Source organism: Paenibacillus ginsengarvi (genome assembly GCF_003626695.1).
Classification (GTDB): domain Bacteria; phylum Bacillota; class Bacilli; order Paenibacillales; family NBRC-103111; genus Paenibacillus_AB; species Paenibacillus_AB ginsengarvi.
The window spans coordinates 1-12,659 of sequence record NZ_RBAH01000042.1 but is presented as its reverse complement, the minus strand read 5'-3'; the positions used below and the strand labels follow the sequence as shown (position 1 = coordinate 12,659).

The 12,659-nt window shown below is 51.8% G+C and carries 11 protein-coding genes and 1 pseudogene; 1 reads left to right on the top strand and 11 read right to left on the bottom strand.

The window, feature by feature from the left end; all coding sequences use genetic code 11:
* Positions 1-36 precede the first annotated feature (36 nt).
* Entirely contained in the window at positions 37-246 is a 210-nt protein-coding gene (locus D7M11_RS33805; RefSeq protein WP_120751690.1) for a YqzE family protein, read from the bottom strand.
* Between the two features lie 328 nt (positions 247-574).
* Between D7M11_RS33805 and D7M11_RS33800 the strand changes: the two are divergent.
* Positions 575-986 (top strand): annotated as a pseudogene (locus D7M11_RS33800) (YjdF family protein).
* A gap of 192 nt (positions 987-1,178) precedes the next feature.
* Here the strand turns inward: D7M11_RS33800 and D7M11_RS33795 are convergent.
* From D7M11_RS33795 to D7M11_RS37200, 10 genes are all read right to left on the bottom strand, one after another.
* A complete protein-coding gene (locus D7M11_RS33795; protein WP_147433542.1) occupies positions 1,179-2,543 on the bottom strand; it encodes an ABC transporter substrate-binding protein in 1,365 nt (454 codons plus the stop codon).
* A 94-nt stretch (positions 2,544-2,637) separates the two neighbouring features.
* On the bottom strand, positions 2,638-3,309 hold the full coding sequence (locus tag D7M11_RS33790) for a hypothetical protein (protein ID WP_120751688.1): 672 nt from the start codon (positions 3,307-3,309) through the stop codon (positions 2,638-2,640).
* A complete protein-coding gene (locus D7M11_RS33785) occupies positions 3,306-5,522 on the bottom strand; it encodes an ABC transporter permease (RefSeq protein WP_120751687.1) in 2,217 nt (738 codons plus the stop codon). The genes D7M11_RS33790 and D7M11_RS33785 overlap by 4 nt, the downstream gene beginning before the upstream one ends.
* Positions 5,515-6,387, bottom strand: a complete 873-nt coding sequence (locus D7M11_RS33780) for an ATP-binding cassette domain-containing protein (protein ID WP_120751686.1) — start codon at positions 6,385-6,387, stop codon at positions 5,515-5,517. Before D7M11_RS33780 ends, D7M11_RS33785 begins: the two co-directional genes overlap by 8 nt.
* Entirely contained in the window at positions 6,384-6,563 is a 180-nt protein-coding gene (locus D7M11_RS37025; protein WP_193556349.1) for a hypothetical protein, read from the bottom strand. Before D7M11_RS37025 ends, D7M11_RS33780 begins: the two co-directional genes overlap by 4 nt.
* 18 nt (positions 6,564-6,581) lie before the next feature.
* Positions 6,582-8,534, bottom strand: a complete 1,953-nt coding sequence (locus D7M11_RS33775; RefSeq protein WP_158606978.1) for an FAD-dependent oxidoreductase — start codon at positions 8,532-8,534, stop codon at positions 6,582-6,584.
* Between the two features lie 159 nt (positions 8,535-8,693).
* Entirely contained in the window at positions 8,694-9,287 is a 594-nt protein-coding gene (locus tag D7M11_RS33770; protein WP_120751684.1) for a type 2 periplasmic-binding domain-containing protein, read from the bottom strand.
* Positions 9,288-9,463: 176 nt separating this feature from the next.
* Positions 9,464-10,432 carry a glycoside hydrolase family 43 protein gene (locus D7M11_RS33765; RefSeq protein ID WP_120751683.1) on the bottom strand — a complete coding sequence of 323 codons (969 nt, stop codon included), beginning with the start codon at positions 10,430-10,432 and terminating at the stop codon, positions 9,464-9,466.
* Positions 10,429-12,198 (bottom strand): glycoside hydrolase family 2 protein, encoded by a 1,770-nt coding sequence (locus D7M11_RS33760; protein ID WP_120751682.1) that lies wholly within the window; start codon positions 12,196-12,198, stop codon positions 10,429-10,431. The genes D7M11_RS33765 and D7M11_RS33760 overlap by 4 nt, the downstream gene beginning before the upstream one ends.
* Positions 12,199-12,431: 233 nt before the next feature.
* The coding region (locus tag D7M11_RS37200; RefSeq protein ID WP_205127149.1) for a hypothetical protein at positions 12,432-12,659 on the bottom strand (228 nt) is incomplete at its 5' end.

Here is a 12,659-nt window from a genome sequence, read left to right as displayed (position 1 = left end):
TCTTCCTATATATTGAAAACACCCCGGAACATCCGGCTACGGATGGGGGTGTTCTTTTTTTTGTCTTCGCCGGTTCCACCACAGTAGAACCGATAACGGGACGAGACCGAACCAGCGCACCAGCCATGGCTCCCGCGCGCTTTTGGTCAAGCTGCGCTGCTCCTTGCGCACTTCCACGGGCGTGTCCATGTAATGGACGACTTTCTCAGTCAAATATTTAATGTAATCCTCGGTTTTGATCGCCATGCGCGCATCACCTCCCGGCACCCGCCCGAAAGCTGCGGCAGCCGGAGCCCTTTCGCCAATATCCGTTTAGGCGTGATCCAAAAGATCCGCTATTTTTTGGCCGCGCCTTACAGTATGCCCACTTGGTAGCGGCGACAAACCTCTTTTATCCATTTTATCCCTTGTGCGGCACGCCCGATTCGATATAATAAGTATCGTAAACGATGCAAAGCGCGGGCGTAAAAACACGGTCCGGTCGGTAGTCCGGATGCACGGCAAAGTCAGGCCGTGTCGTAACCTTCCCCCTCGGGATGTCCTTCGCCCCGGGTACCAAGAGAGGGGATTGCAAGTGAAGCTGACTGTGTATTATGATGGACAATTTTGGGTTGGCGTTGTGGAGGACGTGTCCGGCGGACGATTAAAGGCATGCCGTTTTCTATTTCGGGGCCGAGCCTCACGATGCCGAGGTGCTCGATTTCGTACGAATGCGGATGAACGATCTGCTCGAGAGGACGACGCAATCGGTCGATCGGGGAGCTGCCGAGACGAAACGGATCAATCCGAAACGGCTGGCGAGATTGGCTGCGGCCGAGATGCAGCAGCGCGGCATTTCGAGCTATGCGGACGAGGCGCTCAAGCAGGAGCTGGCACACCGCCACAAAACCACGGTGCAGCTAAGCCGCCTGGAGCGGGAAGCGGAGAAGGAGCGCAAGCGCGAAATCGCCGTCCAAAAGGCGAAAGCGAAGCATCGCGGGCGGTAAGAAAAGCTCCTAAACGAAGCCTTTCCACGATGAATGACCCGGCGTAAGCGGTTGCTTTTCTTGGTACAGAAACTCGCACTTCGCTTTACTGCTTTAGCGAAGATAAACTTTCTGTAACGTTAACAAAGCAAACAGGCGGGAAGCTTGGTCCCGCCTGTTTGTTATGTGTTATGATGCGCTTCCGCAGCCTTGCTATTTTTCTTTCTTTTTCTGTTCTTCCTCTTGTTTCGCCTTCGTAAGCGCAGCCTGCCCCTTATCCTGGATCGCCTGAAGCGCCTCGTCCAGCGTAATTTTCCCGTCCATCGCATCCTTGAACTGCTGCTCCGCAATCCCGTACAGCTGCCCTACGAAAGATTCCGGCACTCCCGCAAGCGATTTGCCGAGCGCTGCGGAGTTTCCTTTGCCTTTGTAGAACGCTTCGAGGTTATGGCCCTCCGCATCCTTCATATAGGTGGTTCGCGAAGGAAAATTGCCCATGGTCGGCGCTTTGGAGGTGACCCGGGCGAACTCGTCGCTGTTAATATATTTGACGAACTCCCATGCGGCCCGGACGCTCGGCGATTGCCCGTTCACCGCAAAAATTTGAGTGACAGTTATCGTCGACTGGCTGTCCGGGTTGCCCGGCTCCGCCGGGTACGAAACGAGATCCCACTGCGGCATGCCGTCCTTAAGCGCCGTCTTCGCCTGCTTGAGCGTGTCCAGATAGTAGGCGCCGTTTAACGTCATCGCCACCTTGCCACCTATAAACGGCTCCTGTTTGTAATACTCCTCCATCGTTCCGCTGCGAAACTGATCTTTGGATTGATAGATCGCTTTCGACTTGAACGCATCCAACGATTGCTGGGCTACCTTCTTCCAGCCTTCGCTTTTCATCGTCATCGTCATCGTGCTCGCGTCGACAAAGTTTAGCCCTTTCGTCTGGCCCAGCATCATAATAAAACGGAACAGGCTGTCCCCCGTACCGAGACTGATTCCGTACGGCCGGCTCGCGTCGTTCCCGGCATTCGGGAAACGTCTAGCCAGCTCCAGCACCTGCTCCCACGTCATCTCGTCCTGCGGCAGCGGTACGCCCTGCGCCGTGAACAGTGTCTTGTTGTAAAACAGCGCCTGCGCGCTGAAGCCCGGGGCCAGCCCGTACAGCTTCTCGCCGCTGCGCGATTTGATCGCACCCAGCACGGACGGCAGAATGCCCGCTATATCGAACTTATCCTGCTTAATGACCGAATCAAGCTCGTACAGCCGGCCTTCTCCCGCCATTTTCTCATATTGATCGAGCGTTAATATGAGGACGTCCGGCTTCTGTTCGTCGATAAACTTCGTGATTTCCTTATTGTAGTCCGTATCGGGAGTAAACTTGATCGCCCCTTGCGTCGAGACGACCTGTACGTCGATATTCGGATATTTGGCCGAAAACAACGCGCCGAATTGCTGATAAAACATCCGCTCGTCGTACATGCTCATCACTTTGATCGTCGCCTGCTCGTCCTTCCCCAGCTCCTTCAGCTTCGCCTCCGCATTTCCCCCGACGCCGCAGCCGGCCAGCATACCGACTGCCACTGTCAAAACCACCGCCGTCGAACTTTTCCTCCCTCTCAATCATCCCTCCACCTTTCTCTAGGTATAAACACTCTTTTTTGTTACTATCGTACTTTTATTTTCGTAGGATCCATGCTCTCCCCAGTGTTACGACAAAGCATAATAGAAGAAAAACGATAATTATCAAACCAAACATCGTAAACGAATGTTTCATAACAAGCAGCGGACTGTCAGGGAGCTTGCGCCAAATAAGGCGAAAGGGGCCGCCCCAGCTTGGAAATACCAATTCAGCAAACCAATAGACGAAACCCGGAATCAAACCTGCGATCGTATTGTTCCCGAGCAGCACGGCTAGTGTAACGAACAGCCCGAATACGAGATTGGCCGGAACTACCAAGCTTGTGATGTGTGCCATATCGCGAAGTGTAAACGATTTCATCACAAATCCGGAACATAAGAGCAAACCACCCCATGCCAGCAGCCCAAAAACGGCTACGATGATGACGCGCTCGATTAATAATCGAAGCAGCGAGCTGGGAAGTGTATACAAATGCGGGAGCAGACGCTTTTCTGTTTCTTCCGCCAATACACCTGCAAACAATAAGATCGTAAATACAGGCATGGAAGCACTTAGCACGGTTATAAGCAGCGGCATGTTGGGCCAAGTTTTCGTCAGGCTACCCATATTGGCAATCGCCACCATCGCCAAAACAACGCAAATCCAACCTCCCCAAAACAACCCGCTGCTCATCAATCTGATATGATACCGTAAGCTTGTGAGACTCATCTTGAGCCCTCCTGCGAAATCAAATATTGCAAAATTTGTAGGTCGATTTCACGTTGAGTTTCACGCTTGGTATCTGGACTGCGGTCTATCAGGCCAAACTGACTGCCGATCTCTGCCAACCGACGATAAAAATCCCACATAAACCGTTCGAACTGTTCGCGACCCAAATGATTGTATATTCTCTCGTAGCGAAACATCATTCCTCTCGCTTCACGATGGATAGGCGGCTCAGTATCAGACATGACATATTCCTTCAGCAAATGGTAGAATTCTTTCATCGGAGCATTGATCGTATCTTCTATCTGCAAACTCTCCAGCCATTGCCATAGCAATAGCCACTCGCTTGCTTCAAAGCCGGAAGGATACGATTCGTCAACCTCCAACCAGCCGTTTTGAATGTGAGTCGTTGCTTTCGCCGCGTAAAGCTGCTGATACGGATCTTTTATATAGAGTAAAGATTGGCCCGTATGGATGGGTACTAACGTAACTTTATCCGGCATGTTGATAGGCAAACCATGCAGTTCTCTTGTTCGATCCATAAAGGCATAAGTCCGATCAAGCAGCTTCGCTGTATTTGCGGCTGTCTGCCTAGCGACCGATCGGTCTGCCAAAGTCGAAGCAATAAGCATAACCTCGGATCGCTCTCCCGACGCCTGAACAAGCTCAAACGGTCCACCTATGAGGGTTAACGAATCCCGACTTTGCGCCTTAATCATGGTGATCCAATTGCTGCCCTGTTTCGTCGAACTTCTATCGGTACTATCGCTGCATACAATTGGCATAGGACTTTTACTCGCGATTTCGAGCTCGTATTGGATAGCTGGGCCGTTTGTTCGAACTGGCTGCGGAAGCTGGTTGAAGTTCATCTGCTGCAAGTCGCCTTGCTTACGGAGTTGGGCTGCGGTCATCGGATACCAGATCATGTTAGCTGGCAGCAGCAAATCGCGAGTGGAGGCATAGGCCCGCCTGACCACTTTATCTCCGCCGTACATTCCTTTGGCGGTACTCCATTGCACTACAGCTCCCTCATATTCGACTGTTAACAAGTAGGCGCTCTCAGCAGGTATCTGCGCTCGTACTTTTATAGCTCCCGGAATGCTCCCCTCCTCCCAGTCGACCTGCTCTCCATCGAGCCGCACCTGTTTAACGGTAAACAGACGATCCAGATACAGCTCGATCTCACTCATCCCCGTGAAGCGATGATTGGGCTTTGATGTAGAGTCTGCCTGAAATTCGATATCCGCCGTTACTCTCAGCGTACCTGAAGAGCCGAATCCTATTTTCATCCGATAACTAACCGGAGTAATGTTCGTAGATGTGTTTACTGCTCCGGCAAATCGCGCATAATCTTCTTGGACCTGGCTTGCAGCGATATACCGGCGTTCTGCGGCGGCGAAATACATCCAGGGGATAACAACCACGAGCAACAGAGCTATTACCCCAGCCGCCGCATAATACGGGACTCCACGTTCTCTGCGCCCCCGCGAATGTCTCATCAAAGTTGCTGCCAATATGACGATAGCGATGGCCAAATAAAATAGTCGATGCAGCCAGTGTTGGGAATCTGTATAAAATCCCCAGAACAGCGAGAAATCGGACCCTTCGAATAGATGCACGTATCCTGCCAAATCAAACAAGGCAATTCCAGCGCTTGGCCTTCCCATTATCCATAGATGGATTCCGTAAGCGAAAACAAGATAGAACAGGATCGCGACCAAGTAGCTCCATCTTCCGGGAATACGGTCTCCGATAAAAAAACCAACGGATACGACAAACCACATCGGCACGGCAAGACTCGCCAAATAGATGATGCCCGCGCTTACTCCCGGCACAGCAATAAACGGAAACATTCCACTAATAAAAAGAAATAAAGGATACCATGACAGCAATGTAAAGGGGAGCAGGAGAGCCAACCATCTACCAAATAACCATCTTGCACTGCTATAAGGCAACGTCCCCCTCAATACGTCCGTTGCTTCGATCTGTTCGCGACGGCTGCTGTCCACAGCCATCATCATTCCCATAAAATAGAGGAAGAAGAGGTACGAGCTGCTTAATACCGCCGTATACCCGGAATTTCGATATGCGGTATACATGCCTCCTATCGAGAACAGCAATACAACGCCAACAAAGAGAATGATGATGACCCAAAGCATCGCCGAACGCGCCATCATCTTCCATTCATACCCTATGTGACGCCACAGGCTAGCCAAGTTTCCCCCCTCCCGCCAAAACCATATAGGCATCCTCCAGATTCGGGTAGACAGAACGAGCTTCGGGGAAAGGAAGCTCCTCGCTTACAACTCGCACCTCTTCGCCATCCCGATCGCGTCGAGACGACAATACCAATGTCCGTTTCTTGATAGCAGGCAGTTCCTCCGCATGTACAACACCCGTCCACATTTTCCCTTGCAGTTGCAGGATTAGATCGGGCTGCGTTCCAGTATATAGCACTACGCCTGAACGCAGCACAGCAAGTCGGTCACACGTATCTTCGATGTCGCTGACGATATGTGTCGATAAAAGAACTGTCTTCTCCAGGCTCCACGACCTTAGCAAATTGCGAAAACGGAGCCGTTCTTCCGGATCGAGTCCTACTGTCGGCTCATCGGCGACAATCACAAGCGGATCTCCGAGAAGAGCCTGTGCAATTCCAAGTCTGCGTCTCATACCACCGGACATGCTTCCGATTTTTTTCCGGGCTTCTCCGGCAAGATTCACTTGCTCTAGTAAATCCGCAATCGCCAGGCGACGTGCTCTGCTTATTTTCATTCCTTTCAACGTTCCGATCAAATCCAGATACTCCCATGCGGTGAGCTTATTGTACATGCCGAACTCTTGCGGCAAAAACCCGATGATCTTCCTGATTTCCCGATCATGCTTCCCTAACGTATAGTCGCCTATCGTTACAGTTCCCGAGTTAGCTGTGATAAGAGTAACCAAAATATGCATCAGAGTCGTTTTTCCAGCTCCGTTCGGACCAAGCAATCCAAACATCCCATGCGGAATATGCAGGCAGATCTCTTTCAAAACTTTTGCACTCGAATAGGACTTGGTGAGCCGGTCGATTGAAATCATGCGTCTTCCTCACCTTCATGTTTCCCTGTTGCAACTACCATTCCATGTTTTACAGTATCAAGCAAGCCAAATCTATCAAGATTAAATACTACTAGATTACCAATAATCCAATAACAAATCAAATATTTCCCAATATAAGAAACAAAAATGGATCGTTGCAAACCGACTCTATCCAAAGACTCCGTACGAAAGATTCACCTTTCGCTGCTCCATTGATACAAGAGCAAACACGCGTTTCCCCGGGTCATGGCTGACTCCGGATTCAATTCCAGCGGCCAGCGCAACCCGTTTATGCCGTGTTTGACTAATTCATCTTTTATCATTTGGAAAAACTCGTTCCCGCTCACCCGCTCCGGCTCCGCAACCCGCTGCGACCGCGCTATCGTCAACTTTTCGGCTGTTTCGCGATGGGTCGAATCGCCTGCGGCCAAACTTCCGAATGCTTCTGCCCATAGGCGGGCGGTATGCCGGCCGAGATACGCTTCCGGAGCTGCCTCATAAGAGTCAAAGAAACCCTTCGTACCGAAGTACTGTATGGAGGGCCCCCATTCTTGCCCGGCCGACAGATCGATATCTTGAAACAGGCTGACCATCACCCGGTTGTCGGCCAGTTTTCGAACAAGTCGGTTCGCATCCAGAGTCCCCGGCGCCTTCCCCATTGCGGCGGCAAGCGAAACGGCAAATGCAGCCGATTCCCCCAAATGCATAAATACAGGCTCCAGCCGAAGTGTGCCCCAGCCCATATGCGAGCAGGATAGACATACCGTTACCAGCAGGTTGTCCGAATCTTTCGGCAGCAAAGCGCGATAAGGAATTTGCGAAGGCTTCGTCACATCGGGCAAGTTCAGCACGCCGTCATTCAAGCTGCCGGGTCGCCGGCCCGAGGTACAATCATGACAGCTGAGCGGCCAATCGGCAATGCCGACCGAGTCGGAATGGATCGGTGCCCGTTGTATGCCGATCGCCTGCAAGGCATCATGCTCCGTGAATACGTATCGCCCAACGAGACGCCTGCCCTCTCTAACCAATATGTCATACGGGAAGTGACCGTTATCGGCAAACTCATCCTTGGGCAGTCCCCATCGCAGTGCCTCCTGCCGGACCCCCGGACGAACCGCCTCGTCGTTCTGCAGAAAATACAGCATGCCTAGCGCAAACTCTTTATGCTTGCGAACGATTTGTTCCCGGCGATCCCAATTCGCTGCCGGATATTCCAAATTCGCGTCGAGCAGCAACGGGTCGTTCCACGTCAGCTTCTCATTAGGCAAGTGGCTTTGGAACGACCAACTGCCGTCGCTTAGCATGAGATGGCTTCGAAGTGCAAACGTTGAACCGTCGTGCTCCTCCGGCTTCTTCACGATACCTAAGTACAGACTTCGGTCATACGTTTGCGGCCTGTCGGGGTAGATCCGGTTGTCCGGGTTGCAGGTCAGACATACCCGGTAATTATAAGCCTGGAACGCATCGTCTCCTTCGCCGGTCGGGTCGGCAAAAATCCGCTGCCCGGATTTAGTAATCGTACGCAAATCGAGCAATCCGGCCACAACGTCCGGTGAAATCGGACCGTTGCCCGGAAAGACGAACAGTTTTCCCGCATGCGGTTCACCGTATTCGTTGCGCCCTTCCCGGCCGGTTCGCATCTCCGCTCCCGCCGCGGCAGCCAGATCACCCTCGTAACTTGCATCGACGAACGCATCCGCCTCGATCCGAACCGTCGTACTGTCGTCCAAGCTTCGCAGCGTCACGGCGGACAATAGTCGGCCCGACCGCTCTACGGATACCGGATAATACCGGTACAGGGTTGAAATCCGGGACTCCGCCTGCACCAGATCCGTGAACACCCGCTCGGCAACATGCGGCTCGACGTGCAGCTTTCCTTTGACATAACACGCCTTATAAGGTTTGGATTCCTCTCCGTATTTCGATCTGTAATACTCCCGTACTTGACGAACAAACGTATCATAGATCGGAGCGCGAAACCCGGCATAAACGTTGTCCGTCACACCGAGTCCGGAGCTCATGATTCCTCCCAGCCTTCTCGTATGACAAACTAGCACGACTTCCCGACCTTCTCTTGCGCATCGTACGGCACAAGCGATCCCGCTTGGCGTTCCTCCATAAATCACGACATCCGCTTTGCTATCCACGCCTTTCCTCCTTTGGCTTACAACCTCGCGAACGAACCTAACCCCTCCGTTTGCTAAACGTAAAAGGGAGCCACTTCCGTGACTCCGCATCCTGCCTCATACTTGCCTACGACCCAAATGGTAAGCGTTTTCTTTTTCGTCATGACCCTTTTGCAGCTCTCATTTATTCAACTCTACGGCGATTAACTTCGTTGCTTCTTCTTGAGCGTCTTTAAGTGCCGTATTCACGTCTTTTTGCTTCAAAGCGACTGCGCCGGACGCCTTGGTCAATTGCGAGCTTATGATGGAATAGTATTCGTGAATGACGGCCGCGGACGGCGTCATCTTGAATACGGCGGCCATATTTTTGCCTTGAAGATCCGGAAGAAGTTGGCCGTACTCCTTCTTCACCGTATCGGTTTTCGGCAAAATCGTCAATACTCCATTGCGATTGAAGATCGACTGCACTTCAAGATCCGTAATCATCTGGATCACCTGAAACGCCTGCTCCTTATGCTTGCTTCTATTGCTGATAAACATCGCATGTGCGGCGGGATCTCTTCCTTTCCCCATATTCTCTTTAAAGTTTGGATGCGTGACCATATCCCAATTCATCGGGTTTCCGGCGGCTCGAGCTTCGCTCATCCGGCCAAGCAAATCGTTTTCCCAACTCGCGAACATCGCCAGATTGCGGTCTTTGATGAAGGAATTGACACCGTACGCATATTTCGTGCCTTGAACGAAACCGGGAACCTCGTAAGCGTTTTTCAGCACACACGAAATTGAGTTATTTTCATCACTTTTTTCAATGTATTCGGTTCACAGCTTTGCAATCGGGTTAAAAGCATCGCTTGGATGCCGGAAAGCATAAAAGCCTCCTATCCGCTTTCATGCGGAATTGGAGGCTTTCAGTCAAGTATGAGTTATATTTCCGGGGAAACGCCGCCCGCTCATTCTACGATTCGATTGGATGGAACCGGCTGCTCAGTTTGCGTAGGACCGTTCACATAAATCGAGCCGTCCTCTCTAAAGCCCATTCGGTCGATGCAAACTTGGCGATTGCCGCCTCCGAGCTTTGCAACGGTGTGGGTATGGTAAACGATAAAAAGCTCCGAGCCATCTGGCGAATCAATGACGCAGTGATGCCCCGGTCCGGAAACATCGTCCCCATTCGAGGCCAATACCGGATTATGCTTATATTTGCGGAAGGGCCCGAGAGGCTGGTCCGAAATCGCATAACCGACCGAATACTGCTTGCTCGCATAATAATTGGCCGAGTACATCAAGTAATAAACTCCGTTTCGCTTAAGCGCAAAGGCGCCTTCGTTCCAATATACTTCTGGACCGGACTTCAATTCCCATTCCTGCTCCGGCTTCAGCAGCAGAATGGGTTCTCCGACGACGCTTATCATATCGTCAGCAAGACGAACGCCATAGATATGGCTTTCGCGCCGTTCGCCCATGTAATTCTCCGAGACATCGCGCGAGTAATACAAGTATTTGCCGCCGTCCTCATCGACAAGGATGTTTGCATCGATCGCCGCATAGCCGAAGTCGAACATGGGCCGGTCGTAGACGTCGATGAAAGGGCCGCTTGGCTTGTCGGCCACGGCAACGCCGATGCGAAGACTGTCCTTTTCCGTCCATCTGGCTGTGTAATACATGTAAAAGCGGCCGTTATGCTCGACGACCTCCGGCGCCCAAAACTGCTTATAGCCCCAGCTTTTTTCGCATTTCTCGTAAACGAACCCTAACTCCCGCCAGTTCACCAAATCGTCCGAGGTCCAAGCTTTATATCCTCGATCGCCCGCCGACGTCGGATAGCAATAATAGGTTCCGTCCGAAGCTTTCAACACGAACGGATCTCCGATGCGCTGAATAGCCAGCGGGTTGCGATAAACCTCCGTTGCGGCTCTCATAAATATTTTACGGGGCCGCTGACTATTTTCTTGATCTGATCCAAAGGCGCCTTCGGTACCCGATCGTAGGTCAGCAATCCGTTAATTTCTTGCTCGACGTCTGTCAACTGGGTGTAACAGATGCCTTGGACATGTTGTGACTGCAAGAAAGGCTCTACCACATCCGCCAGTTTCTTAAGGAAATCCTCTTCATTCTCGGCGCCGGAATAACCCCAGCCTTCCCATTCGCTTTTCTTAAAGGCGATACCGCCAAACTCGGTCACCAGAATCGGCTGCCCCTCGTAGACCGTGCCGCCGACGAGAACTTCGCGCCGGTGCGGTTTTGGTCCCAGTGTTCGCTCCAGCGTGGCGTATCGTTCCTCCAGATTGCTGCGTTTCCAGGCATAATCGTGAATCGTGACCAGATCGGTGCTCATATTCTCCCATCCGTCGTTGGAGACGACGAGACGCGTATCGTCCAGCGACTTCGTCATATGATACATCGCCAAAGCATGCTGCTGCTGCCGCTTATCGACAAGAATATTCGGTACGCCCCAGCTTTCGTTAAGAGGCACCCAAACCACGACGCTCGGATGATTGTAATCCCGCTCTATGGCTTCCTGCCATTCTTGCGTTACTTTGCGGACATACTCTTCCGAGTAGCTGTAGGCGTTGGCCATTTCGCCCCAGACGAGATACCCTAACTTATCCGCCCAATACAAAAAGCGGGGATCTTCGATTTTCTGATGCTTGCGGGCTCCGTTAAAGCCCATCGATTTGGCCAGCTCGATATCCCGCTTCAACGACTCGTCGCTCGGGGCCGTCAATATGCCGTCAGGGAAGTAACCTTGATCGAGAATCAAACGCATGAAGTAGACCCGGTTATTGAGCATCACTTTGCCCGCTTCGACGGAAATTTTGCGCATGCCGAAATAACTGTCCAGTGTATCCGCCGCCTGTCCGTCAATGAGCAGCGTGATTGTCGCATCGTAAAGATTCGGCTTGTGCGGTGTCCACCAGCGGCCCAGCCCGTGGTCGTTAAAATCATGAAGCCCGATGGTTATCGCTTCCTCGGCGTGCCGAATGCTGAAAGTTGCACTGGTGAAATATTCGTCATTAAAGCGAATGTCGATCCGAACCTCTGCCTTGCAGCCTAAAGGCGCTTGGTTGAGGAAGGTGCGAATATGAATCTCATTGTTGTCGATGTCCGGCTTGAACTTCAACTTCCGAATATGCAGCTTGTTGACCGGCTCGATCCACACCGTTTGCCAAATGCCGGTGGTCCGCGTGTAGAAAATCGAGGCTGAATCTTCCTTCCAATATTGCTTCCCGCGCGGAAGCGTCACATCGCGGCTGAAATCCTCGGCGCGAACGACCAGCGTATTATCCCCTTGCCGGAGAGCCGATGTAATGTCCGCCTGAAACGGCGTGTGCCCGCCCTCGTGGAACGCTACCTGCCGCCCGTTCACCCATACGGTTGCCTCATAGTCTACCGCCCCGAAGTGCAGCAGAATAGTTTGGCCCGCCCAATCCGCCGGTATGGGGAAGATACGTCTGTACCATACCAGATCGTGAAACGCTGTCTCGCCAATCCCGCTTAATTTGCTTTGGTATGCGAACGGAACTTGAATCTGTCTGGAAAAGGCCTTGGTCCCAGCTCCCCACTGTTCCTCATCCCCCATTCGCTCATCGTCGAATTCAAACTCCCAGGTTCCGTTTAGGTTGAGCCATTGCTCTCTAACAAGCTGCGGGCGCGGATATTCCGGCCGCAAAGTTTCTTGTGGCATGTTGGCACTTCCTTTCATAAGTTAACTAAAAAGTTAATATAATTACATTCTAGTTAAAATAATAAAATGCCGCTCTTTTTATGTCAACCCTAATATTTCCTGCCCCGACTCGGCCGTTCATTGCAGAGGCGTTAGCTTGTTCGGTAAAGGCTTTGGCAATTACCCGCAAGATATTCGCGTTTCGATTACGATGTAGCCGGGAAAACCAGCTCCAGCGCAAATAAAAAAAGCTTCTAAACGAAGCCTTTTCCACGTTGAATGACCCGGCGTAAGCGGTGGCTTTTCTTATTACAGAAACTCGCACTTCGCTTTACTGCTTTAGCGAAGTTAAACCTTCTATCCTGAAAATTAATCGGGTGGGAGAACGCCGCTTGGAGGGTATTGTCTTTGCGCAATCCTCCGGATACGCACGTTTTTGGCAATAGGAAACCAACCCCCCTGAATTCGCTTTGGTAGTTAAT